We start from the raw sequence: 22,740 nt of genomic DNA on the forward strand, positions 1-22,740 counted from the left end.
GTCTGGGTTTCGTGCCCGAGGAACGCGGCATCTTCGCCACGCTGTCGGTGCAAGAGAACCTGATGCTGCCGCCAAAAGTGGCCGAGGGCGGCATGTCGGTCGATGAGATCTACACGCTGTTCCCGAACCTCAAGGAACGCCGCAACTCGCAGGGCACTAAACTGTCCGGGGGCGAGCAACAGATGCTGGCCATGGCGCGCATCCTGCGCACCGGCGCGCGCTGCCTGTTGCTGGACGAGCCGACCGAGGGGCTGGCCCCGGTCATTATCGACGCCATCGGCGATGTGCTGCGGGCATTGAAACAGCGCGGCATGACCGTGGTGCTGGTCGAGCAGAACTTCCGCTTCGCCGCCAAGGTCGCCGACCGCTTCTATCTGATGGATCACGGCCAGATGAAGGCAGAGTTTCCCGTCTCGGAACTGGCCGCGCAGACCGATCTTCTGCATCGCGAATTGGGGGTCTGAGATGACAATGATCTTCGGCATTCCCCTTCAGGCGCTGATGGGCCAGATCCTGATCGGCCTGATCAACGGCTCCTTCTACGCGCTACTGTCGCTTGGCCTTGCCATCATCTTCGGCCTGCTGCGCGTCATCAACTTCGCCCATGGCGCGCAATACATGCTGGGGGCATTCGTCACGCTGTTGCTGCTGAACAAGCTGGGCGTCAATTACTGGTTCGCACTGATCCTTGCGCCGCTGATCGTCGGTGCTTTCGGTGCGCTGATCGAGCGGACGATGCTGTCGCGGCTTTACAAGCTGGACCACCTTTACGGGCTGCTGTTCACCTTCGGGCTGGCGCTGACCATCGAGGGCACCTTCCGCTATTACTATGGCGCATCCGGCATGCCCTATCCGCAACCCATTCAGGGCGCGGTCAATCTGGGCTTCATGTTCCTGCCGATCTATCGGGGGTGGGTGGTGCTGGCCTCGCTGGTGGTCTGTATCGGCGTCTGGCTGATGATCGAAAAGACCAAGCTGGGCGCGTATCTGCGTGCCGCGACCGAGAACCCGACGCTGGTGCAAAGTTTTGGCGTCAATGTGCCGCTGCTCTTGACGCTGACCTATGCGCTTGGGGCCGGGCTTGCGGCCTTTACCGGGGTGCTGGCCGCGCCGATCTATCAGGTCAGTCCGTTGATGGGATCGCAGATCATCATCGTGGTCTTTGCGGTGGTGGTGGTCGGCGGCATGGGCTCGATCCTTGGCGCCATCGTCACCGGCTACATGCTGGGCATCGTCGAGGGGCTGACCAAGGTGTTCTACCCGGAAGCCTCGAATATCGTGATCTTCGTGATCATGGCGATCGTTCTGATCCTGCGTCCTGCGGGTCTCTTCGGAAAGGATGCGTGAGATGTCAGGCAAATCCGAACCCATTCCTGTCGAATTCGGCGCGGTTCATCCGCAGGCCCGGCGGATCCAGTTGGCGATCATTGCGATCTGCCTGATCGGGCTGCTGCTGGCGCCGCATTTCTTCTACCCGATCTTTCTGATGAAGCTGCTGTGCTTTGCGCTGTTCGCCTCGGCCTTCAACCTGCTTCTGGGCTATACCGGGCTCTTGAGCTTCGGCCATGCCTGCTTCTTCGGCGGCGCCGCCTATTTCACTGCGCATTCGGTGAAGGTCTGGGGCTGGCCGCCCGAGGCGGGGATCTTGCTGGGCGTCGCAGGGGCCGCAGGTCTGGGGCTGATCATGGGGGCCATCGCGATCCGCCGCCAAGGCATCTATTTCGCGATGATCACGCTGGCGCTGGCGCAGATGTTCTTCTTCTTCTGCCTGCAGGCCGGGTTCACCCATGGCGAGGACGGCATCCAGTCGGTGCCGCGCGGCAGGCTTTTCGGGCTGATCAACCTTCAGGACACCACCAACATGTATTACTTCGTGTTGGCGGTGTTCATCATCGGGCTGCTGATCATCTGGCGCTTCGTCAATTCACCCTTCGGGATGATCCTGAAATCGATCCGCGAGAATGAACAGCGGGCGATCTCGCTGGGCTATTCGGTCAGCCGCTACAAGCTGGGGGCTTTCGTGATGTCGGCGGCGCTGAGCGGGCTTGCCGGGGGCACCAAGGCGCTGGTGTTTCAGTTCGCGACGCTGACCGACGTGGCCTGGCAGATGTCGGGCGAGGTGATCCTGATGACGCTGCTGGGCGGCATCGGCACGCTGGCCGGCCCGATCTTCGGCGCGGGTCTGGTGGTGACGTTGCAGAACTATCTGGCGACCTCGGAATTTCCGGTGACGATCATTACCGGCGTCGTCTTCATGCTGTGCGTGCTGCTGTTCCGCCGTGGCGTGATCGGCGAATTCTTCGCATCAAAGCTGGGTAAAAAACTGGGATTCAGGGCGGAGAGCTAAGGCGATAGGAAGCAACGGCTAAGGCCCAGTCAGCCGGGTATCGCTCTTGATCTTGGCGCTTGCGCGACAGACTTGTCAAAAAAGACATTTTTCCGCTCCAAAGAAGGGACAGCCGTCGCAGACAATAAGATCAAACAACAAGCTTCGCCTGGTTTCGACAAATAATGATCCGCCTGAGTTCTTCCTGCGTATAAGGGTGATACGGGGAGGCCGCGATGACGCAGTTATTGATCCTTTATGCCGTGACGGTGGTGGTCTTTCTGGGACTGGACATGCTGGGGATCAACTTTCTGATCCGGCCGGTCTTTGATCGTCATGTCGGGCACCTGTTGGCCTCGCCGCTTCGGCTTGGGCCTGCCGCGGTGTTTTATATGGTTTATGTGGCGGGGCTGTTGTGGTTCGTGTCGGTTCCCGCGTTGAAAGAGAATGCGCCGCTGCAAGCGCTGATCGGCGGGATGGTGTTGGGGTTTCTGTGCTATGGCACTTATGAGATGACCAACTATGCCACCTTGCGCGACTGGTCGTTGGAACAGGTGGCCGCCGATCTGGTTTGGGGCACGGTTCTGACCGGCTTTTCGGCTTGGGTCGGGGTCGCGGTGCTTAGCGGGAAGCTGGCGTGATCTGTCAGCCGAAACGGCGGGTCAGTCTGAGCGATAGCGAATAGGGCAGCAGCCGCAGCAGTTTTACCGCCAGCGTAAAGCGTTTCGGAAAGTGGATTTCGAACGCCCGGCCCCTCATCCCCTGCAGGACGTGACCGGCGGCTTCTTCTGCCGAGATGATCGCGGGCATCTTGAAATCATTCTTCTCGGTCAGCCGTGATCTGACGAAGCCGGGGCAGACCAGCCGCACATCAATCTTCGGCGACAGTTCAGCGGCCAAGGTTTCGGTAAGGTTATTCACCGCTGCTTTGGTCGCGGAATAGGGCTGACCGCCGCGCAGACCGATATAGCCTGCGACCGAGCCGAACAGGACCAACTGCCCGCCATCGCGTAAAATCTTGGGGCAAAGACGTCCTACCTCGAACATCCCCAGAAGGTTGACGCGGACCAGCTGCTCGGCCACTGCCGGATCGATGTCGGCGATGCGGGTCGGTTCATACATCGCCGCTGTGCAGATCACGGCGTCCAGCAGATCAGGATCAAGCCGGGTGATTGCATCGGCCAAAGCACCGGGCTGGCCCAGATCGAAGGCGATGACCTTTGCGCCGCCGCATTCTTCCGCCAGCCGATTAAGCGCAGCTTCATCCCGGGCCGACAAGATTAGCCGTGCCCCTTCGGCGGCGAACGAGCGGGCCAGTGCCTCGCCGATGCCGCTGCTGGCGCCGATGACCCAGATCCGCTTACCCGCGAAATGGGTCATCGCTTAGATCCTGAACAGCGGCTGCAGAAGCCGGGGAATCAGCGCGTTGAACCGCAATGGCGCATCGGTCGCCGCAAGGCAGATGCAGGCCTCACCCGGATCGGCAATGGGTTGGTGATTGATCTCATCATGAGCCAGTTCCACATCGCCGCGTCCAAAGCGTCCGGCGCTGTCCGAAAAGCTGCCCTGCAGGACCAAGGTCATCTCCATCCCCTGATGCCCATGTTCCGGCACGGCGCGTCCCGGCGGAATATACAGCAACCGCAACGACGCCTGTCTGTCGTCGATCAGGATTTGCTGACGAATACCACCGCCCAACATCCGCCAGCGTGGCGGATTGCCATCCAAGATTTGCATCACCGCCGCCGGGAAAATGCCCGACGGCCCGATCGGGACAGGATCGTGGACCGGCTGATCCAAAGCGGCCATCACGCGGTCGCGGCGATCAGAGGCCAACGCTACCCCATCCGTATCCTGCAAAAGAAGCCCGCCCAGCGTATCGGCAGCCTCGACCCGCGCGCGGCATTCGTCGCAGATCGAGATATGCGCCGCAACGACGACAGCAAAAGCCTGCGCCAGACGGCCATCGGCGTAGTCGGCCAAAAGGTCATCGGTGATATGATGTGAAATCGGGGTCATGATTGCAGATCCCTCAGCTCGTGACGAAGCCGCTCTAGCCCAAGCCGGATGCGGGACTTGATCGTGCCGATGGGCAGGCCGGTCAACTGGCTGATCCGGCTGTGGGGAAGGTCTTCGAGATAAGATTGTTCCAGCGCCTGCCGCTGTTCTGCCGAAAGACGAGAAAGAGCATCGCGCAGATGTCGGGTTTCTTCGGCCAAGGCCAGAATTTGCGCAGGATCTGGATCGGTGCCCGGCGGTTCTTCCAGCAGATCGGGCTGCGGAACCGGGCGGCGGCGGATCAGGTCGATCTGACGATTGCGAGCGATGCGATAGATCCATGCGCTGGCCTCGGCCCGGTGGGGATCGAACTGTGCCGCCTTGCGCCAAACGACCAACATCACATCCTGCACGATGTCTTCGGCCGCGCCGTCGCGCTGACCGGATCGGATCAACATTGCCTTCAGGCGGGGGCCGAAATGATCGAACAGCCGCCCGAACGCCTCGCGGTCGCGGTGATCGCGAACGGCGATCAGCGCCTCGGTCATCTCCGATAGCGGCGATGTGGTCATTGGCCCGTCCTTTGGAATCGGGCCGATCTGACCCGCCCCGGCGCGGCAGTGCAACCCCCGGTCGGAAAAGCGTGCGGCAGTTGCCATGATATCATCAGGCCTTGTCATGAGGATGCTACGCCGCCGGGCAGTCAGCGGATCAAAAATTTTCGTTCAAAGTGATCCGAAGTGATCCAGGTTGCGTAAACCCGATTGCACGAAGACATGCGGGAATGTTCATGCCCTTCGATCTGACACGCGGCGCACCGCAACGCATCGCCATCATCGGCGGCGGCATCGCCGGACTTTCGGCGGCCTGGCTGCTGCGCAATCATCACGATGTCACGCTGTATGAGGCGTCGCCCCGCCTTGGTGGCCATGCGCGCACGGTGATGGTGGGCGATCAGCCGGTGGATACCGGGTTTATCGTCTTCAATTACGCCAATTATCCGCATCTGACCGCGATGTTCCGCGATCTGGACGTGCCCGTTCAACGCAGCGATATGAGCTTTGGCGTCTCATTGAACGGCGGCAGGCTGGAATATGCGCTGCGGTCCGGCAATGCGCTGTATGGGCAGCGGCGCAACCTGATATCAGCAGGTTTTCACCGGATGGTCCGTGATATCCTGCGCTTCAACAGTCGGGCCGAGGCGACAGCCGCGGCCCATCCGGGTCTGAGCATTGAAGGCTTGCTGGACAGGCTGGGTTTGGGGCGGCGCTTTCGCGATCACTACCTGTTCCCCATTTGCGGTGCGATCTGGTCCACCCCGGCCAGCGGCATCGGTGCCTTTCCGGCAGAGGCGCTGATCCGCTTCATGCGAAATCACGCGCTGATGTCGGCGGGCGGTCAGCATCAATGGTGGACCGTTGACGGCGGCAGCATCGCCTATATCCGCAAGCTGGAAGTGGCACTGGCGCAGGCGGGTGTGAAGCTGCGCCCCGGCGCGGCCATTCGTTCGGTCACGCGCGCGGAAAGCGGGGTGACGCTGCGCGGTGATGGTTTCGTCAGCGACGCCTATGATCAGATGATCTTCGCCACCCATGCCGATGTGACGCTGAATATGCTGGCTGATCCGTCACCGAAAGAACGCGCTGCGCTTGGGGCGATCCGCTTTCAGCCGAACCGGACCGTGCTGCATTCCGATCCGTCGGTCATGCCCAAACGTCGCCGTTGCTGGAGTTCGTGGGTCTATCGCGCAGACACCGTTGCTGACGAAGGCGCGGCGGTCGGGGTCAGCTATTGGATGAACCGGCTGCAGAATATCCCCGATAGCACGCCGCTGTTCGTGTCCCTGAACCCGGAAATTCAGATCCGCGACGATCTGATCCACGATCAAACCACCTTCCATCACCCGGTTTTCGATCATGCTGCAATCGCCGCACAAAGCCGCCTCGCCGCAATGCAGGGCGAAAATCGAAGCTGGTTCGCGGGGGCTTGGCTGCGTAACGGGTTCCACGAAGACGGCTTTGCCAGCTCTGTCCGTATCGCCCGGCAGTTGCTGCCCGCGCGGGTCTGATATGATGCTTGCCGAACGCCTTCATGCGGGACAGGTGCTGCACATGCCGGCAGATGTCACCCATGCAAGACGCGGCGCGATCCGGCATGCATTCCGATACAGGGTCGATTACCTGCTACTGTCCCCCGAAACGGCCAAAGGCCCGGCGCTTCTGTCCCTGAACCGCTTCAATCTATTTGCGGTTCATGACCGCGACCACGGCGGCCTGCGTGGCAAGGGTGTCGGCGCATCATGGGCTTGGGACCAACTGGCCCAAGCGGGGTTTGAACGGACGCCGGGGATGGTCATGGCGCTGCTGACCCAACCGCGCTTGCTGGGCCATTGGTTCACGCCCGTCAGCTTCTGGCTGGTCCTGCGTGGCGACGAGATTCTGGCCGCGATAGCCGAGGTGAACAACACCTTCGGCCAACGTCATTCCTATCTGTGCGTCACTCCGGGCTTCACGCCGATCGGACCCGACGACGACATTTGCACCCGTAAGCTGTTCCATGTCTCGCCCTTCCAGGACGTAGCCGGGGAATATCGTTTTGCCTTCCGACTTACGCCCGATCACATCGGAATCCGCATCGCGCAGATTGACAGTGGCAATGGCCTTGATGCCGCGATGACCGGCGCGCTGCGCCCGTTCGGCAATGCCGCCGCCATCGGTGCCTGCCTGCGTCGTCCCGGTGGAAGCCTGCGTGTGTTGGCGCTGATCTACTGGAACGCGCTTCGCCTGAAACTGAAGGGTGCTGCCTATCGGCCCGTGCCCGCCCCTCCCGACAAGGACGTAAGCTGATGGGCCTTGCCTCTCGCCTCATGCAACGACGCTTTCTGACCTCGCTTGAGGGGATCCGAAAGGGCCGCCTGTGCCTGACCACGCCCGAGGGGCGCGTCCATCATTTCGGCGACGAAGGGGCTGAGGTCGAACTGCATATCCACGACTGGGCAGTGCTGTCGCGCATGGCCGCGCGCGGTGACGTCGGTCTGGGCGAAGCCTGGATCGAGGGTCAGTGGTTCACGCCGTCGCTAGAAGCGTTGCTGACACTGGCCATCCGCAACCTTGACCACCTGTCCGAATGGGCGAATGCGGGCATCCTGTCGCGGCTGCGCATGCGGATCACCGATCAGGTTTTGCGGTTGAACAGCCTGCGCGGCTCATCCCGCAATATCCGCGCCCATTACGATGTCGGGAATGAGTTCTATCAGCTCTGGCTGGACCCCGGCATGACCTATTCATCGGCGATTTTCGCGCCGGGAGAAGATGATCTGGAACAGGCACAGGCCCGCAAGAACGCCCGCATCCTGTCGCAGCTTGGCCACGGCGAAACGGTTCTGGAAATCGGCTGTGGCTGGGGCGGCTTTGCCGAAGCGGCGGCGGATCACGGACGACAGGTGACCGGGCTGACCCTGTCGCATCAGCAAAAAGGCTATGCCGACGCGCGTCTTGATGGACGCGCCCAGATCCGGCTGCAGGATTACCGCCATGTGCAGGGGCGCTTTGCCAATATCGTCTCGGTCGAGATGATCGAGGCGGTGGGCGAGCGTTACTGGCCCATCTATTTCGCCACGCTGAAGGCGCGACTGGCCGAAGGTGGCCGTGCCGTCCTGCAAGCCATCACCATCCCGGATGCGGAATTCTCGATCTATCGTAAACGGTCGGATTTCATCCGCCAGCACAGCTTTCCGGGCGGAATGCTGCCCTGCAACGCCGTGATCGCGCGCGAAGCGGCCCGCGCCGGGCTGGTGCTGCGCGACACCTTTGCCTTCGGACAGGATTACGCCCGAACCTGCCGCATCTGGGCCGAACGCATGCTGACCGAACGCGACCGCATCCGCCGCTATGGCTATGACGAACAGTTCATCCGCGCCTGGCAGTTCTACCTGGAAGCCTGCGCCGCGACCTTCGCCACCAAACGCACAGACGTGGTGCAGATCACCCTGTCGCACGCCTCAGAGGTGCATCCCGCGCCACCTCGCTAAGAAGCGCCACAAATAAAGGGAATGGACCCATGCACCTTTGCGCAATTGCCCTTTTCACCCTGATCTTTCTGGCAAGCTGCGGTTTGGTGCCGAAAAAGCAGGGCGGCGACATTCTGGTGATCGGCGATTCGGTTATGGCGTGGAACGGTTTTGCGGGTGCCGATATCGGCGATGTCATCGCGGCCGAATTGGACCGCGATGTGGTGAACCGCGCGGCACTGGGCGCGCGGTTTCAAGCAGGCGGCGCGGCGACCCTGATCGGCCTCAACATCCCCGCCCAACTGTCATCCGGTCGCTGGACCTGGGTCGTGATGAATGGCGGCGCCAACGATCTGGGGGGCTCCTGCGGTTGCACCCGCTGCGATGGCGTCGTCGATGCCCTCATCTCAGCGGACGGGAAGGTCGGTCAGATTCCCAATCTTATCGCGCGGGCACAGTCCCAAGGCGCCCAAGTCCTGTGGATGGGCTATTATCAGGCGCCGAAATCCACCTCTTTCAAGGGCTGCCGCCCCGCTTTGGTCGAACTGGAACGGCGGATCGCCCTGCATGCCGGTCTGCGGGCCGGATTCTACTTCCTAGATGCAGAGGATGCGTTCGATCCGACCGACGACACGCTATTCGCATCAGACCTGACCCATCCTTCGCAGAAGGGGTCTGCGGTGCTAGGCAGATTCTTGGCAAAGAAGATGTCTGAAAGCGCGTTGTAGGGTGAGGCAGAAGCTTCTTCAGTTTGGCGTTCTCATCCTTTATGGCCTTCAGCCGCTTGCCTCCGGCAGCCTAATCTAGGAATTTGTTGGTGAAACAAAAGAAAAGGACGCCTTCCGGCGTCCATAGGTGACACAAATTTCACCGTAGACCAAAATCAATCCTTGCCCACGCTTGTGGTTGGCAGCAAACGCTTGACGATATCTGACAACGAGACGACGCCCAGAAGCCTTTCCCCCTCCATCACGACCGCCAACTGGACGCTGGCATCGCGAAAGCGGGACAGTGCTTCGTAGACAGGCATGCTGGGTGGAAGCGTCAGGACCGGACGCGCAACCTGTGATACGAACTCGTCGTCTTTCAACAGCAGTGTGTCGCGGACATGGATGATCGCAGGCTGCGTGTTCTCGTCAGTCAGCAGAATGCGCATGTGACCCGATGCAAGACCCGCCGCGCGCAGATCGGCAGCGGTAGCGTTCGGGCCAACCTGCGTCACGGCTGCCATCGGCGTCATCAGTGAGGCGATCTGAATGCTGCCCAGATCGATCAACCCCGAAAGCTGCTGCTGCATCTCAGGCTCCAAGGTGCCTGCCTTGGCTGAGTGTTCGACCAGTTGGCGAATGGTGGCGGCGTCTTGTCCACCGACCGCCGCTTTGTCTACCGGCGTGACGCCGCTGGCTTCGACAAGGCGGTTCGCCAATCTGTTGATCCAAGCCAGAAGCGGTCGCAGCGGCCAGATATAGGCCTGCGCGATATGGCCGATGGCCAGGGCGGATCGTTCCGGATGGGCGATGGCCCAGGATTTCGGCGCCATCTCACCCACGACAAGGTGCAGGAAGGTCACGACGAACAGCGCCAGCGCGAAGGCCAGACCGCCTGCCAACCAAAGCGGCAGTCCCGCCGAAAGAAGGATCGGATGCAGCCAGGAATCGACGGCAGGTTTGGTGATGGCACCAAGCGCAAAAGCGCAGACAGTGATGCCAAGCTGGGCACCCGCCAGCATCAGTGTCAGATCATTCATGCCGCGCAAAGCGGCGCGGGCCGAGCCGCTGCTCCCGGCCAGTTCTTCAAGCCGGTGACGCCTTGCGCCAAGCAATGCGAATTCGATGATGACGAACAATGCGCTGAGCGCGATCAGCGCGATCGTCGCCAAAACTACGGGAAGGGGACTCATGCTTCGTCCTCATCTTTAGAGACCTCGACCAGCTTCACACGAAGCTCGGTCGGGATATGTCGTTCGACCTGGAGAACATCGACTTCCAGCAGCCATTGTGACGGACGTTCGTTCACCAGATCGGCGGGATCTATCGGCAGAGGAACAACGATCCGCTCGCCCAACTGGGGCAGACCACCCCGCTGGGCGATCAGAAGGCCCGCAACAGTCTCGACATCAGGGTCCGGCAGATCGCGACCGATTTTTCTGCGCAACTCGTCCAGATGAACATCCCCATCGATCAGCCAGACATTTTCGCCTTCGGCCGTCAGACCGTCGCTTGGGCTTTCGTCATGTTCGTCCGTGATCTCGCCCACAACCTCCATCGCCAGATCTTCCAGCGTCAGCACGCCAGCGAAGCCGCCATATTCATCGATGACGCAGGCCAGTTGATTGCGCGAGGCGGCCAGCAAAGCCAAGGCATCAGGCAGGCGCATCAGCGTGGGAATGACGGTGGCCGGACGCATCAGTGTGGTTACAGTGGCCCCGGCGGGGTCGGCCACATCTTGGTTTAGCAGATCGGCCAGATGCACGACGCCCACCGGCGTATCTTCATCGTCGATCACCGGATAGCGCGTATGCGCCTGCGACATCAGAACGCGAAGTTCGCCCAAGGTGGTGTCAGGCGTGACCCAATCGACTTGCGAGCGCGGAACCATCGCGTGTTCAACATCCTGCTGTGGAAAATCGATGATCCGATCCATCATCAACGACAGTTCCAGCGGCAGATCGCCACTTTCACGCGAATCCGCGATGATATGCGGCAGGTCCGCCGCCGAGGCTGTAACGTCCAGATCGTGAACCGGCTCAATCCGCAAGGCGTGCAGCAGAATATTAGCGGATTTGTCGAAGAAGCCGATCAGCCAGCCGAATACCTTAAGATAGATGAGGGTTGAACGCGCAAGCCCCCGTGCCAATGGCTCGGGGTTCGCGATGGCCAGATTCTTGGGATAAAGTTCCGCGAAGATCATCGTGACCAGCGTTGCGACGATCAGCGCCAAGGCCGTGCCGATCCCAATCCCGATCGCGCCTGGTACGCCAAGCCCGCCAAGCACGACGCCCAGCGGATAGCCGATCATCGGCTGAGCCACGAAACCGATCAGCAGCCCGGTGACGGTGATGCCCAACTGCGCCCCCGACAGCATGAAGCTTGTGCGCTGCGTCACCAGCAAGGCGCGTTGCGCTGAGGCATCGCCCCCCGCCGCCTGCGCCGCCAACCGGGTCCGGTCGACGGACATATAGGCGAATTCTTGGGCGACGAAATAACCGCAGGCGGCGATGATCACCAGAATGACCACCGTGCCGACCAACAGCAGAAGAAGTGCTTCAATCATCGCTGCGCCCCCGTGTCAGAGCAGGGTTTGACGCGGCAAGACCTGCGGCCCATGAAAGTTTCTCCTTCTGTATGTTTAGATAAAGCCGCGCCGGACCGAAGGTCCGGTGCGATGATTGTTTCGGATGGGATATCACAGTCAGGAAGTCTAAGGGCTCACGCATGTCAGGACAAAAGACCCACAAGCAGATGCCAGACAAAGATGACCGATGCGGCCACGACACCTGACATCAAGATGATGCAAACCAGCGACAAGAACCAACCCAACAGAATACTGATACCGTCGCGCATCGCCAAAGCCAGCACAAGAAAGGTCATGCAGGCGGCGGGCGGAATGTTTCCGAAGGGTATAGGCAGGATCAGGATGATGGAAAGGATCAGGCACAACAGCCCTGAAAACCGGAATGCCCATCCTTGTGAAAGCTGCTCCCTGCGGGGCCGCAGTAGCTGTTCGCAACGCCGCAGATACGGCGTTCCCCGATACGCCAGTGTCTGGAACAGCGACGCGGAAATGCCCCGATCCATCACGATGCGGGGAAACCATGGCTGCCGGTCAAGCAGCATTGCCGCTGACAGATAAAGCATCGGCAGGCCCAAAACGACGGAAGAGCCTGGCGGGTTGGGCAGGATGTTCAGAATGCCAAAGATCAACATCAATGCCAGCGTCGCCCGGTCCTCAAACCAGAGGACAAGATCGCCGATCGCAATGCGCTCACCAGTCGTTTGACGAGGAAGCTCTTCGATCAGCGATGAAATAGGCTTGTTGCTTCGGTCACCCTCTGCATCGGTGTCAGACTCCGGAGACCCTGCTTCTTGCGAGCATTCGGTCATTCGAAGTCGTCAAAACCGCCGTCGTCAAAACCCTCAGCATCCGCCGATGTATCCTCGTCCTGAGCCGCTGGTTCTTGCGGTGCTTCTGCCGCATCGGCTGGGCCTGCGAACATGCCGCCGATAACGTTTCCAAGCAGCACCCCGCCTGCAACGCCCATCGCGGTCTGTGCGGCACCAGCCATGAAGCCGCCTCCTGTGCTGCGTCCGCTGCCCCAAGGCCCGTCGGATTGCTGTGCCGGAGCCGCTGCGCTGGCACGATGCGGCGCAGGGCGCTGCTGTGGCTGCGCGCCGCCGAACATGCGCCCGAAGATACCTCCGGTTTCAGGTTCAGGACGATCCTGCGCCTGTTTGATTTGCTCTTGCGCGACGTTAAGCGCCTGTTCCTGCATGATAACGGTCTGCGCAAGATAATAGGCCGCGCCGGGATTTCGAGAGATCAAATCGTCAATCAGCGTTTCGGCTTCGGGGTCGCGATCAGGTTGAACGCGCGCGGCATGGCCCAGTTTGTTGAACAGGCCTTCGATGGCCCGTCGGTCATGGTTGTCCATGAGGTTAAATTCCTTTTGCCCGAGCGTTATTCTTCCCGCTGGCCGGTCAGGCTCAGCAGAAGCTGAAAGATGTTGATGAAGTTCAGATACAGCGACAGCGCACCCATGACGGCCAGTTTCTGCTGCGTCTGGGCATCGTGATGCTGCGCATAGGCCAGCTTGATCGATTGGGTGTCCCACGCGGTCAGTCCGACGAAGACCAGAATGCCGATGATTGAAATCGCGAATTGCAGCGCCGACGATCCCAGAAAGATGTTGATGATGCTGGCGATGATCACACCGATCAGACCCATGATCAGGAAGCTGCCGAACTTCGACAGGTCGCGCTGCGTGGTATAGCCGTAAAGGCTCATCCCCGCGAACATGGCCGCCGCCCCGAAAAATGCGCGGGCAATGGATGCGCCCGTAAAGACCAGAAAGATCGACGCCAGCGACAGGCCCATGACGGCACAGAATGCCCAGAACAGGGTCTGGGCGGTCGCGCCCGAAATCGCATCGATGCGGAATGACAAAAACATCACGAAAGCCAGCGGAGCCAGCATCACAACCCACCGCAGTGGCGTGCTGAAGATGGGGACATAAATCGCGGGCACCGATGCGACCAGAACGGCGACCAGCCCCGTGACCAGAAGGCCAAGGCCCATATAGTTGTAGATACGCAGCATATGCGCGCGAAGGCCGTCATCAAAGGCCGCAGTCGGGGCGAAGCCGGCGCTGCGACCGGTCTGGTGGAGGGGTTGCATGAGATACTCCGGTTGCTTGAAATGTCAGTAAAGCGTGTCGGACAGCGCGAAGGATGCATCCAGCAACGTGTCTGCATGCTCATCCTCGGCCACCAGGACATGGGCGGTCTCGCCGATCTGGAACCAGGCGATGCCGTAATCAGGGGTCTCATGAAGGCGTGGCATGGTCACGTTGAACGCCCCGGCGCGAACGGCGAAATGGCTGACGCGGCCCAATTCGGCGGAATCGAAAAGAATCTCGATCCCCGGTCCTTCGGCAGAGGGAAACACCTGCACGTCGCGGACCGTCCAGTCCTCGGGGAAATGAGGCAGGATGATGCCGGTCGCGGCGCGCAATTCTTCTTCGTCAAGCTGCGTGGTTTCAGGCTGCGACAGCATCGCCAGCCGTATCGTGCTCACCTGATGCGCGGCCAGTGCGGATGTCACAGACGGAGGGGCAGGCTGTGAGGCTGTGACCGGACCGACTGAAAGTGGCCCCAATCCTGCATTGGCCAACCAACCCAGACCGATCAGCAGCACTGCCGGAACAAGTCGTAGCGCCGCCCGCATGCGAACTGCGCGCCGCCGCGCCCGCGCCAGAGCTCGTGCCGCGCCCAGAAGCGGTGCTGAGGCAGCGGGCGGCATCAATGCGCGGCGCAGATCGCGCCGCATCGCCAGATCGCGCATCACCTGCGCCGAAGCCTCCGGATGGTGGGAAAGCCATGCCTCGACCTCCGCCTTCTGCGTCTCGGTTAGTTGATCATCGATATAGGCGCAGAGGTCCAATTCGTGCATCGCAGGATCTTCATTCAGCATCAGTGCCTCCCACCAATTTCAGCGCCTTGACCGGGCGCTGCACGCCGTCCTCTATCTCGCGCAGCTTTGCCCGAGCGCGCGAAACACGAGACATGACCGTCCCTGGTGCCACGCCGATCAGCTGAGCGGCGTCGGCATAGGACAAACCGTCAACGGCGACGAGCGCCAGCGCCTCGCGCTGCTCCTCTGGCAGCGCCATGAAGAACTGCCGCAATTGCGTCAGCCGGATCGCGTCATCCTGCGGCGCGTCCTGAACCTGCGGCGATAACTGCGCGAAATCGACTTCGCGTTTTATTTGAGCGGCGTGCTGACGGCGCCGATCCAGAAAGCGATTGCGCAGAATCGAACGAAGCCAAGGGCCGACCGCCTTCTCAGAGACCAATTGCCGACGTTGTTCGTGACCGCGCAACATCGTGTCCTGCACAAGGTCATCCGCCTCGGCCCAGTCGCGGGTCAGGGCAAAGGCATAGCGCCTCAACGGCGCGAGCAAGGCAATGATCGGGTCAGGAACGTGGTGCATCTTGAAACTATAGACGCAGCCAGTGACGAAGTGCTTCCACCTCTTTGCAAATAAAGTTTCGGGGGAGGTTCTATTGCGCGTCGTGGCGGTGTCGAGAACCGGGATTGGTGATTGAAATCTGGAAGCGGGCCTGTGCGTCGGCCATGGCGGCGGCAAAGACGCTCGACAGTCGAACGACTGGTTCTCCCTTAGCGGAAATTCGAAAACCTGTTCGGTGAGACGCCGTATTTCTTCCGGAACGCTTTCGCGAAATGGGATGAGGACGCATAACCACAGGCGACAGCGACATCCATGACCGACAGATTGGTTTCCGACAGCAGGATCCGCGCCTTTCTTAGACGCGCATTGTTGCGATACTCGACCGGGGTGATGCCCAGATGCTGCCGGAACAGCCGCTGGATCTGGCGTAGCGACACGCCGCAATGGTCGGCACATTCGGCAAGGTTGAATTCTTCATCGATATGCGTCTCGATGAATTCGACCGCACTGACCAGATATTCGTTGCGCGTGCCCAGCCGCGCCGCGATCGAGATGGTCTGCGGATCTTCGGCCGTCCGGCGGTGGGTTAGCAGACACATATTCATCGCCGCCTGACCCATTTCCGCGCCGCAATGATCGTTGATCAGCTTCAATGCGATTTCGGCCGAGGCGATGCCACCGGCGCAGGTGATCAGGCGATTGTCAAAGCAATAGCTGCTCTCAACCGGGTCAAGGTCGGGATAGGCCTCGCGGAAGCCGGGGATGTTTTCCCAATGCAGGGTGAACCTGCGGCCCTTCAGCAGACCCGCTTCGGCAAGGATATAGGCACCGCTGCACAGGCTGCCGACCGTGCGGCCATGACGCCATTGCGCCCGCATCCAGTCGGCCAGCTGGGCCGAGGTGGTCAGTTCGGGTTCGACACCGCCGCAGACGAAGATATAGCCGGGCGGAGATTGCCGGGGCAAAGCCTCATCCACCGCGACTTGCACACCGTTCGAGGCGATGACACCCGCGCCGGTTTCCGAAAAGATCCGCCATTCGAACAGATTGCTGCCTGATAGCTGGTTCGCGGCGCGCAATGGTTCAATCGCAGAGGTAAAGGCCAGCATGGTGAACTTCGGGACCAGCACGAAGTTCACCATGATCGGCTCAGCCGGCTTGGGCGCATTAAGATGGGCCACGCCGCGAGACACGAACCTGCTTGCCACGGGGGCGGCCTCGTCCTGCCGGGTCATTCTCGTGAATCCTTAGTGGGGTGTTCGCCCTGACAGCCAAGAGCGGTGTCGCGACGAACCGGTAGATGACGCGCGGCTTACTGGAAAACCGCTTCCTGAGAGCTGCTAATCGATGCAATATATCCAGCAAAGCAGATATTCCGGTTACCTGCCAGATCGCCTTTACGTCAGCCTCACCGCCCTGATGCATCCGTGTGCTGCTGACGCACTACGCACGGCATGGACGTTCCACCCAATCATTTGAATGCGGACCATGGCTATAGCCACACTCGTTCCAATAGATCGACCCAATTGCGCCCCAAGACCTTCTCGATCTTCGCATCGCCCCAACCCGCCTTCGACATCGCGTCCGCAATGTTCGGGAAGTCGCGGATTTGGCGGAAGCCCTTCGGGTTGATCACCTCGCCAAAGGTGGTCAGCGCGCGGCCCGAGCCTTTGTCGTGGTTCAGCCAGTTGAAGAACGCCTCACCATAGCCCTGGGTGAAATCGGTGCCGATCCCGACAGCGTCTTCGCCGATGATGTTGATAACGTAGTCCATCGCAGCGACATAATCGGAAATATCTGCGTTTCCGCCTTTTTCCAGAAACGGTGGGAACATCGTCACGCCGACGAAGCCGCCTTTATCGACGATGTAGCGCAGTTCCTCGTCCGATTTGTTGCGGGGGTGGGACTTCAGCCCCGACGGCAGGCAATGCGAATAGGCGACCGGCGCGGATGAGGCGTCGATCACGTCACGTGATGTCTTGGGCCCGACGTGGCTCAGATCGCACAGCATGCCGACCCGGTTCATCTCGGCCACGATGTCGCGGCCGAAATCGGACAGGCCGCTGTCGCGGCTTTCATAGCAACCGCTGCCGACCCAGTTCTGGGTGTTGTAGGTCATCTGCGCGATCCCGACGCCCAGCGTCTTCAGGATCTCGACATAGCCGACCTTATCCTCGAATGCCGAGGTGTTCTGCATCCCAAGGATGATCGCTGTTTTGCCGGCCGCCTTGGCTTGCCTGATATCGGCGACGCTTTCTGCCTTGACGATATGATCCGCATAATCGCGAAGCCACTGGTTCCACTGGACAATATTATCCACCGTATCGCCGAAATTTTCCCAAACGCTGCAGGTGCAGTTCGCCGCGGTCAGCCCCGCCTGCTGCATCTCTTTGAACAGCGGGCCGTCCCATTTTGAAATGATCAACCCATCCACAACGATCGCGTCCTCATAAACGCGGCTGGCGCTGTCTTTCATCATATCCTCCGTTCTTGCTATGGCCCGCCGGACGGATGCCCGGCGGGTTTTCGTTTGTGATTCAGGAAAGCGTGCAGGTGACTTCGAACCGGCAATGCGGATCGCCCGTCGCCGCGCATCGGGTTTCGCGGCAAGAGATCGTCTGCGGGCTGATGCCAAGCGTCTCGCAGACATATTCCATTGCCCCGACGAAGAAGCCTTCGAAGATGTAACAGGTGGGCGCCTGCGCGCCGCCGCCCGCTTCAAGCACATAGATCGAATCCCGCAGATCGATCACCGCGACCAGTTCGTTCAGATCCAGCCTGTCGATGCTGAACCGTCCCCAGCCACGTTCGGAAAGGCGCCGCAGGTAGAACTCGAACACGTCGGACGCAGAGGCGCCGGATTGTTCTGCCTGCTTCCGGCACCAATGCAGCGCGGATTTGCGCCCCGACCGATGCAGGACATCGCTGAAGCCGTCGCGGCCTAGGGCCTGTTCGATCTCGTTATGCATGTTGACCATGAAGTGGCGCGGCACATACAGCATCGGCAGGCCGTCCGTGCGCCAGATGCCGCTGGCTTCATCCACGTCGATTTCAACTGCTGGTTGCATCAGTTTTTCCTTTCGATGTCAGATTGGGATCAGCGCAACGACCGCTGTGGGGCGTAGTCCGCCAGTTCAGCCTCAAGGTCGTCGCCCGCTTCATCCATCAGCGAAATCCGCGAGGTTTCACGCAGTGCCAGCCCCCCGGCAGCGGCAAGAAGCGTAATGGCCATCAGGTAGATTGCGGGCGCCAGATTGTTGCCGGTCGCGTCGATCAGCCATGTCGCCATCAGCGGCGCGGTGCCGCCAAACAGCGTGTAAGAGATGTTGTAGGTGAAGGCCGATGCCGTATAGCGCGTGCGCGTCGGGAAGGTTTCGGACATCAGTGTCGCGGTGACCACATTGCTTGTCAGCGCGCCTATGGCCAGCAGAAGCACACCGGGAATGGCCAGCAGCAACTGCCCCGAACTTGCCAGCAGAAAGGCCGGGATCACCATCAGCAGAAACCATCCGCAGACGAAGGTGATGGTGTTGCGACGGCCAAACCGATCGGACAGCGCGCCCGCCACCGGGCAGAACAGTGCCGCAAAGACGAGTGCAATCAGCGTCACCAGCAGCGCGCCAGGCCGGGTCAGACCTCCGACGACTTGCAGATAGGTCGCGAAATAGGTGGTGAAGGTATAAAACGACAGCGCCGTCAGCGAGATGAAGGCCCCAAGCCGCAGGATCAGACGGCTTTGGCTTTTCAGTGTCTCTCGCAGCGGCGAATGGTTGTGGGTCTTGTCCTCGGCGGCCATCGCCTTGAACGCGGGTGTTTCTTCCATCCGCCAGCGCAGATACAACCCGATCAGCCCAAGCGGTGCCGCGATCAGGAACGGCACGCGCCAGCCCCAACCGGCCATTGCTTCCGCCGACAGGGTGTTTTCCAGAACGAACACCAGCGCCGCCGCCGAAGCGAATGCCGTGAAGGTCGAAACCGGGATGAAGCTGCCATACCATCCGCGCTTATTGCGGGGCGAATGCTCCATCACATAGGCAATCGATCCGGCATATTCGCCGCCCGCCGAAAAGCCCTGCAGACAGCGGAGCAGCGTCAACAAGATCGGTGCAGCGATGCCGATGCTGGCATGGGTGGGCAGCAATCCGATCAGCGTGGTGGCACAGGCCATCAGAAGGATCGTCAGCGACAGGATGCCCTTCCGGCCCAACCGGTCGCCCAGCACGCCAAAGAAGATCCCGCCCAGCGGTCGCATCGCGAAGGCCACGGCGAAGACGCCAAAGGTCTTCAACAGGCCCAAGCTGACGCTTTCACTGGGAAAGAATTGGCTGGCGATCACCGTCGCCAGAAAGCCGTAGACGGCGAAATCGAACCATTCGACGAAGTTGCCGATCGCCGCTGCGCTGATCACCTTGCGCAAGATCGTCGGTGACGTCTGATCCTCGGATACTGTTGTCATGTCCGTTCCTCTCTGTTGGATGCGCGAGGATGAAACCGACCGGCCCGCAATCTGTGCTGCGGGTTCGTTCATGCCGGGTCGGAACGATCAGGCAGCGCCTATCGATCGGCGTGCCGCCGTTTTCCGCCTTGGCCTGACGGGGTTCCATCTCGCCTATGTCGGTCGAAGGGACCGAAATCCCCCGTCCTCTTCAGCATGCCCGAGATTTGGGTGACGATGTTCCTGACACGCCGTGCGCAGGGCGCGGTAATCGCGGAACGGTCGTCATTCGTGCATTCCCTGAAGCTTTGATCATTCTGTGGTCAGGTTCTGTCGCCTGTGAAACCAATGATCCGCAGGAAGTCCCGCTTTGTAAAATATCATTTAAGGCGTTATTAAGATCTAGATGGAATAAATCTAAAGCATCCGATGAGCCTTGATCTTCGTCACCTGCGCGCCTTCGACACCCTCGCCCGCGAGCTGCATTTTGGTCGCGCGTCTGAAAGCCTGCGCATCGCGCAGCCCGCTTTGACCAAAACGATCCAGCAGCTGGAAGATCATATCGGCGCGCCGCTTCTGCGACGCTCGACCCGCCGGGTCGAACTGACCGAGGCCGGGCGCGTCTTTCTGACCGAAATCTCGAACCTCTCTGCCCAGATCGACCTTGCCGTCGAACGCGCGCGCAAGGCATCGCGTGGCGTTCGTGGGGAACTGCGCGTGGCCTATACCGACTTCGCGATCAACGGCAGCCTTCCGGTTTTTCTAAGGGAATTCAACGCCGCACACCGCGACATCCATCTGGATCTGATCTTCATGCCGACGATCCATCAGCACGAGGCGATCTTGCAGCACCGGATCGATATCGGGTTTCTGTATGGCGTCTCGGATCAGCAACCGATCAGCAGCCTGACCTTTGACGAAAACGATTATGTCGCGGTGCTGCCTGAAAACCACCCGCTCGCGGCACGCGATCATCTGACGTTGCAGGATCTGCGCGACGAAAAGTTCGTCTTCGGCACCGGCGACAGCTGGATCATCTTCCGCCAACAGGTCTTCGCAAAATGCCGCGCGCGGGGCTTTTTTCCAGACATATCGCTTGAAGCGACCAGCAGTGACGGAATCTTCGCCTTGGTCATCGTCGGGGCTGGCATCGCAATCTATTCAAGCTGCATCGGCAACATGCCCCGCCAAGGCATCGCGATCCGGCAGTTGGTGGACATGGAAGACAAACTGCCAATCACCGCCGTCTGGGAACGGGGCAACACCTCGGAAGAGCTGAACACGTTCCTGCGGTTTTTACGGCGCAGACGACCGTTGCTTGCAGAACCTAGATGTTCGGTCCCGGCATCTGGTGGATCGGATTTACGATGAATCGATTCCGGCTCCGACGTCTGATGTGAATGCCGTTCTGACGCATTAAACGGCCAACGTGACGCTGACCGACCTGTAGACCCAACTTGTTCAACTCCTCGGTCATGCGAGGTCGTCCTTAGCTGCCCAAGCTTAGCCGGTGTTGGTCCTTGACCTCTAGCCGGTCATCGCCCTGACGATGACGCTTGCATTGTCAGGCGCACCAAGGCGCAGGACTTCCTCCATGATCGCATCTGCCGCCGCCTGGGGCGTCGTTGCCAAGGTGCAAATCTCTGCCAGTCGCTCGACAGAAAGCACCTCACCGACGCCATCGCTTGCCAGAACAAGACAACCTGTCGAAGCGGCAGGCGGCAGATCTAGGATTTCGGGCTCATGCGATATGGCGGGTGTGAGCGCAGGCAAGCCAAGTGCTCTGGTCAAGGCGATGCCGCCCGCTCCGTCCGCACCATAGACGCGCAGTGGCCCCCAGGGCACCATTTCGCCGCTGTCCATCATCCGCGTTTCGCGCCGCACTGCGCCGCCTGCGGCCGTCACCCTTGCCGCCTCGGGTTCGCTGGTTGGATGATGGGCGCGGATCAGCGGACTTGGAGCAACCTTGTCAATCGACCAGGCAGGTGAATCGCCCGTCCAGCCGATGTCCACGCTTTCGGGGCCGATCACGACAACGGTAGCGGTCGTTCCACTTGTCACGGCGGGGTCAAGGCGTCGCAATCGGGCCTGCACCCCGACAAAGGCATGGCGGATCGCCGCAGCCGGCGCTTCGCGCGACAGCGCATCCTTCAGCATCAGCGCGAGCGAATGGGCCGCAAAACGGCTGGCGCGATCACCGCGTAGCCCGTCAAACACCGCAAGAATCTGGTATCCGCCCGCATCGAGGACGCAAAGCGCATCCTCCATGGCCGGGCGCTGCCTGCCAATTGTGGCCGCCATCCCGATCCCCTGCACGCCACAGCCGGATTGGGACTGCACTGGCGTCACGGGCAGGGATATTCCCGTCAGCGCCCGGTGAATTTCCGCGAAGTCGGGGCGCTGATCCGGATCGGCAGCCAGACAGCGGTAGGCGAGATCGCGCAATTCCAGGTCCGGGCTCCGCCAGTCCGGCCGCAGTCCTTGGGTCTTTACCTTTGCACCGAACTCCTCGGCTGTCATGGTCCCGGGCAGGCCCGTCGCGACCTGTGGGAAGGGCCGCGCGCCGCCATTCGCGACCTCGTGGATCAGAATGCCGAAGGCGTAGACATCAACGCGGTGGTCATAGGGCTGCCACGCCAGCAGTTCCGGCGCCATGTGGAACAAAGAACCGACCGGTTCGTGAAGGCGCGATCCGGGCGGCAGAGCGATTGCCCGGTCGAAATCGGCGATCCGCACCTCGGGGTCTGGTCCATCAGCGAACACCAACACATTTTCAGCCTTCAGATCCCGGTGCATGATCCCCCGCGCGTGCAGGCCCGCCATCGCCGAGGCGATCTGGGCAAGGATGCCGCGCGTGACCGTGGGCTCGGGCGGCCTCGGTTCACCGCGCTCATCCCGCAGGAAACGTGCAAGCTCGCCATGCGGGGCATAGTCATAGGCCCGAGCCAGATGATCGGCGGTCCCGGCGACTTCTCTAAGCGCGACCAGCCCTTCAGATCGCCCGAAGGCGCCAAGGCGGGCGTAAACGTCCAGCTCGGGCATCACGTCCTCGGCCTTCTCCCAGGGAGTCAGCTTCCAGATCAGTTCCGGCCGGGCGGGATCGCGCACCAGAACCGTGGTATTAGGCAGTATGCGCCCCCGCGGCGGCGGCACCGGTCCGCCAAGCGGCAGAGCCAACAAGCGCGGTGAATCTGTGGGTGGAAGAATATAGAGGCCGGTCATGTCTGAAGTCCCTGTCTGTCGCAAAGAAAAGGCGCGCGGACCTGCATGGTCTGCACGCCTTG

The 22,740-nt window shown here is 60.8% G+C and carries 24 protein-coding genes and 1 pseudogene; 9 read left to right on the forward strand and 16 right to left on the reverse strand.

The features are described 5' to 3' along the window. The 4 genes from JJJ17_RS12130 to JJJ17_RS12145 form a co-directional block, all read left to right on the forward strand. The coding region (locus JJJ17_RS12130) for an ABC transporter ATP-binding protein (protein ID WP_200686819.1) at window positions 1–464 on the forward strand (464 nt) is incomplete at its 5' end. Between the two features lies 1 nt (window position 465). Then, on the forward strand, window positions 466–1,347 hold the full coding sequence (locus JJJ17_RS12135; protein ID WP_200686821.1) for a branched-chain amino acid ABC transporter permease: 882 nt from the start codon (window positions 466–468) through the stop codon (window positions 1,345–1,347). Window position 1,348: 1 nt separating this feature from the next. Continuing rightward, window positions 1,349–2,347: a branched-chain amino acid ABC transporter permease gene (locus JJJ17_RS12140; RefSeq protein WP_200686823.1), complete on the forward strand. Its 999-nt coding sequence runs from the start codon at window positions 1,349–1,351 to the stop codon at window positions 2,345–2,347. A gap of 215 nt (window positions 2,348–2,562) precedes the next feature. Next, complete coding sequence (locus JJJ17_RS12145; protein ID WP_200686825.1) at window positions 2,563–2,967, forward strand: DUF2177 family protein; 405 nt, start codon at window positions 2,563–2,565, stop codon at window positions 2,965–2,967. Window positions 2,968–2,971: 4 nt separating this feature from the next. On the opposite strand, the gene JJJ17_RS12150 is transcribed toward JJJ17_RS12145, so the two are convergent. The 3 genes from JJJ17_RS12150 to JJJ17_RS12160 are packed head-to-tail and all read right to left on the reverse strand — an operon-like array spanning window position 2,972 to window position 4,896. Then, window positions 2,972–3,706 carry an SDR family NAD(P)-dependent oxidoreductase gene (locus JJJ17_RS12150; RefSeq protein WP_200686827.1) on the reverse strand — a complete coding sequence of 245 codons (735 nt, stop codon included), beginning with the start codon at window positions 3,704–3,706 and terminating at the stop codon, window positions 2,972–2,974. Between the two features lie 3 nt (window positions 3,707–3,709). Next, window positions 3,710–4,345, reverse strand: a complete 636-nt coding sequence (locus JJJ17_RS12155) for a ChrR family anti-sigma-E factor (protein ID WP_200686829.1) — start codon at window positions 4,343–4,345, stop codon at window positions 3,710–3,712. Next, window positions 4,342–4,896: a sigma-70 family RNA polymerase sigma factor gene (locus JJJ17_RS12160; RefSeq protein ID WP_200686831.1), complete on the reverse strand. Its 555-nt coding sequence runs from the start codon at window positions 4,894–4,896 to the stop codon at window positions 4,342–4,344. The genes JJJ17_RS12155 and JJJ17_RS12160 overlap by 4 nt, the downstream gene beginning before the upstream one ends. A gap of 218 nt (window positions 4,897–5,114) precedes the next feature. On the opposite strand from JJJ17_RS12160, the gene JJJ17_RS12165 reads away from it, so the two are divergent. From JJJ17_RS12165 to JJJ17_RS12180, 4 genes are read left to right on the forward strand one after another with little or no spacing between them, the layout of a single operon-like run. After that, complete coding sequence (locus JJJ17_RS12165) at window positions 5,115–6,392, forward strand: NAD(P)/FAD-dependent oxidoreductase (RefSeq protein WP_200686833.1); 1,278 nt, start codon at window positions 5,115–5,117, stop codon at window positions 6,390–6,392. Between the two features lie 43 nt (window positions 6,393–6,435). Then, window positions 6,436–7,170, forward strand: a complete 735-nt coding sequence (locus JJJ17_RS12170; RefSeq protein ID WP_234464068.1) for a DUF1365 domain-containing protein — start codon at window positions 6,436–6,438, stop codon at window positions 7,168–7,170. Next, on the forward strand, window positions 7,170–8,354 hold the full coding sequence (locus JJJ17_RS12175; RefSeq protein WP_200686835.1) for an SAM-dependent methyltransferase: 1,185 nt from the start codon (window positions 7,170–7,172) through the stop codon (window positions 8,352–8,354). Before JJJ17_RS12170 ends, JJJ17_RS12175 begins: the two co-directional genes overlap by 1 nt. A 29-nt stretch (window positions 8,355–8,383) precedes the next feature. Beyond that, window positions 8,384–9,061: an SGNH/GDSL hydrolase family protein gene (locus JJJ17_RS12180; RefSeq protein WP_234464069.1), complete on the forward strand. Its 678-nt coding sequence runs from the start codon at window positions 8,384–8,386 to the stop codon at window positions 9,059–9,061. Between the two features lie 155 nt (window positions 9,062–9,216). Here JJJ17_RS12180 and JJJ17_RS12185 read toward each other — a convergent pair whose 3' ends face one another. From JJJ17_RS12185 to JJJ17_RS12235, 11 genes are all read right to left on the reverse strand, one after another. Beyond that, the gene (locus tag JJJ17_RS12185) at window positions 9,217–10,233 is read right to left on the reverse strand and encodes a hemolysin family protein (protein ID WP_200686837.1); all 1,017 of its coding nucleotides are present in this window, start codon (window positions 10,231–10,233) and stop codon (window positions 9,217–9,219) included. After that, window positions 10,230–11,606, reverse strand: coding sequence for a hemolysin family protein (locus JJJ17_RS12190; protein WP_200686839.1), 1,377 nt, complete (start codon window positions 11,604–11,606; stop codon window positions 10,230–10,232). Before JJJ17_RS12190 ends, JJJ17_RS12185 begins: the two co-directional genes overlap by 4 nt. A gap of 164 nt (window positions 11,607–11,770) precedes the next feature. Then, entirely contained in the window at window positions 11,771–12,436 is a 666-nt protein-coding gene (locus JJJ17_RS12195; protein ID WP_200686841.1) for an exopolysaccharide biosynthesis protein, read from the reverse strand. After that, a complete protein-coding gene (locus JJJ17_RS12200; protein WP_200686843.1) occupies window positions 12,433–12,984 on the reverse strand; it encodes a DUF2076 domain-containing protein in 552 nt (183 codons plus the stop codon). Before JJJ17_RS12200 ends, JJJ17_RS12195 begins: the two co-directional genes overlap by 4 nt. A 26-nt stretch (window positions 12,985–13,010) precedes the next feature. Then, a complete protein-coding gene (locus tag JJJ17_RS12205) occupies window positions 13,011–13,727 on the reverse strand; it encodes a Bax inhibitor-1/YccA family protein (RefSeq protein WP_200686845.1) in 717 nt (238 codons plus the stop codon). A gap of 24 nt (window positions 13,728–13,751) precedes the next feature. Further along, entirely contained in the window at window positions 13,752–14,522 is a 771-nt protein-coding gene (locus tag JJJ17_RS12210) for an anti-sigma factor family protein (RefSeq protein ID WP_200686847.1), read from the reverse strand. Next, a complete protein-coding gene (locus JJJ17_RS12215) occupies window positions 14,512–15,198 on the reverse strand; it encodes a sigma-70 family RNA polymerase sigma factor (RefSeq protein WP_234464070.1) in 687 nt (228 codons plus the stop codon). The genes JJJ17_RS12210 and JJJ17_RS12215 overlap by 11 nt, the downstream gene beginning before the upstream one ends. Before the next feature lie 32 nt (window positions 15,199–15,230). Continuing rightward, entirely contained in the window at window positions 15,231–16,256 is a 1,026-nt protein-coding gene (locus tag JJJ17_RS12220) for a GlxA family transcriptional regulator (RefSeq protein WP_200686849.1), read from the reverse strand. Window positions 16,257–16,513: 257 nt separating this feature from the next. Beyond that, a complete protein-coding gene (locus JJJ17_RS12225) occupies window positions 16,514–17,500 on the reverse strand; it encodes a dipeptidase (protein WP_200686851.1) in 987 nt (328 codons plus the stop codon). Between the two features lie 58 nt (window positions 17,501–17,558). Then, entirely contained in the window at window positions 17,559–18,089 is a 531-nt protein-coding gene (locus JJJ17_RS12230; protein ID WP_200686853.1) for a 4-vinyl reductase, read from the reverse strand. 29 nt (window positions 18,090–18,118) lie between these two features. After that, window positions 18,119–19,477 (reverse strand): MFS transporter, encoded by a 1,359-nt coding sequence (locus tag JJJ17_RS12235; RefSeq protein WP_200686855.1) that lies wholly within the window; start codon window positions 19,475–19,477, stop codon window positions 18,119–18,121. A gap of 408 nt (window positions 19,478–19,885) precedes the next feature. On the opposite strand from JJJ17_RS12235, the gene JJJ17_RS12240 reads away from it, so the two are divergent. Further along, window positions 19,886–20,827 (forward strand): LysR family transcriptional regulator, encoded by a 942-nt coding sequence (locus JJJ17_RS12240; protein WP_200686857.1) that lies wholly within the window; start codon window positions 19,886–19,888, stop codon window positions 20,825–20,827. Between the two features lie 21 nt (window positions 20,828–20,848). Here JJJ17_RS12240 and JJJ17_RS12245 read toward each other — a convergent pair. Then, window positions 20,849–20,981 (reverse strand): annotated as a pseudogene (locus JJJ17_RS12245) (IS3 family transposase); the annotation flags it as partial. Between the two features lie 2 nt (window positions 20,982–20,983). Beyond that, a complete protein-coding gene (locus tag JJJ17_RS12250) occupies window positions 20,984–22,564 on the reverse strand; it encodes a bifunctional serine/threonine-protein kinase/phosphatase (RefSeq protein WP_200686859.1) in 1,581 nt (526 codons plus the stop codon). Window positions 22,565–22,740 lie beyond the last annotated feature (176 nt).

It is taken from the genome of Paracoccus caeni (genome assembly GCF_016629665.1).
In the GTDB taxonomy this organism is placed as follows: Bacteria; Pseudomonadota; Alphaproteobacteria; order Rhodobacterales; family Rhodobacteraceae; genus Paracoccus; species Paracoccus caeni.

What these genes read in the sequence shown, in the direction of transcription:
- JJJ17_RS12190 (WP_200686839.1), bottom strand. Translation starts at nt 11,606, where the DNA reads ATGATTGAAGCACTTCTTCTGCTGTTGGTCGGCACGGTGGTCATTCTG.
- JJJ17_RS12235 (WP_200686855.1), bottom strand. Translation starts at nt 19,477, where the DNA reads ATGACAACAGTATCCGAGGATCAGACGTCACCGACGATCTTGCGCAAG.
- JJJ17_RS12185 (WP_200686837.1), bottom strand. Translation starts at nt 10,233, where the DNA reads ATGAGTCCCCTTCCCGTAGTTTTGGCGACGATCGCGCTGATCGCGCTC.
- JJJ17_RS12195 (WP_200686841.1), bottom strand. Translation starts at nt 12,436, where the DNA reads ATGACCGAATGCTCGCAAGAAGCAGGGTCTCCGGAGTCTGACACCGAT.
- JJJ17_RS12135 (WP_200686821.1), top strand. Translation starts at nt 466, where the DNA reads ATGACAATGATCTTCGGCATTCCCCTTCAGGCGCTGATGGGCCAGATC.
- JJJ17_RS12140 (WP_200686823.1), top strand. Translation starts at nt 1,349, where the DNA reads ATGTCAGGCAAATCCGAACCCATTCCTGTCGAATTCGGCGCGGTTCAT.
- JJJ17_RS12170 (WP_234464068.1), top strand. Translation starts at nt 6,436, where the DNA reads ATGCCGGCAGATGTCACCCATGCAAGACGCGGCGCGATCCGGCATGCA.
- JJJ17_RS12165 (WP_200686833.1), top strand. Translation starts at nt 5,115, where the DNA reads ATGCCCTTCGATCTGACACGCGGCGCACCGCAACGCATCGCCATCATC.
- JJJ17_RS12180 (WP_234464069.1), top strand. Translation starts at nt 8,384, where the DNA reads ATGCACCTTTGCGCAATTGCCCTTTTCACCCTGATCTTTCTGGCAAGC.
- JJJ17_RS12160 (WP_200686831.1), bottom strand. Translation starts at nt 4,896, where the DNA reads ATGACCACATCGCCGCTATCGGAGATGACCGAGGCGCTGATCGCCGTT.
- JJJ17_RS12210 (WP_200686847.1), bottom strand. Translation starts at nt 14,522, where the DNA reads ATGCTGAATGAAGATCCTGCGATGCACGAATTGGACCTCTGCGCCTAT.
- JJJ17_RS12145 (WP_200686825.1), top strand. Translation starts at nt 2,563, where the DNA reads ATGACGCAGTTATTGATCCTTTATGCCGTGACGGTGGTGGTCTTTCTG.
- JJJ17_RS12150 (WP_200686827.1), bottom strand. Translation starts at nt 3,706, where the DNA reads ATGACCCATTTCGCGGGTAAGCGGATCTGGGTCATCGGCGCCAGCAGC.
- JJJ17_RS12225 (WP_200686851.1), bottom strand. Translation starts at nt 17,500, where the DNA reads ATGATGAAAGACAGCGCCAGCCGCGTTTATGAGGACGCGATCGTTGTG.
- JJJ17_RS12175 (WP_200686835.1), top strand. Translation starts at nt 7,170, where the DNA reads ATGGGCCTTGCCTCTCGCCTCATGCAACGACGCTTTCTGACCTCGCTT.
- JJJ17_RS12220 (WP_200686849.1), bottom strand. Translation starts at nt 16,256, where the DNA reads ATGACCCGGCAGGACGAGGCCGCCCCCGTGGCAAGCAGGTTCGTGTCT.
- JJJ17_RS12205 (WP_200686845.1), bottom strand. Translation starts at nt 13,727, where the DNA reads ATGCAACCCCTCCACCAGACCGGTCGCAGCGCCGGCTTCGCCCCGACT.
- JJJ17_RS12240 (WP_200686857.1), top strand. Translation starts at nt 19,886, where the DNA reads ATGAGCCTTGATCTTCGTCACCTGCGCGCCTTCGACACCCTCGCCCGC.
- JJJ17_RS12230 (WP_200686853.1), bottom strand. Translation starts at nt 18,089, where the DNA reads ATGCAACCAGCAGTTGAAATCGACGTGGATGAAGCCAGCGGCATCTGG.
- JJJ17_RS12155 (WP_200686829.1), bottom strand. Translation starts at nt 4,345, where the DNA reads ATGACCCCGATTTCACATCATATCACCGATGACCTTTTGGCCGACTAC.
- JJJ17_RS12200 (WP_200686843.1), bottom strand. Translation starts at nt 12,984, where the DNA reads ATGGACAACCATGACCGACGGGCCATCGAAGGCCTGTTCAACAAACTG.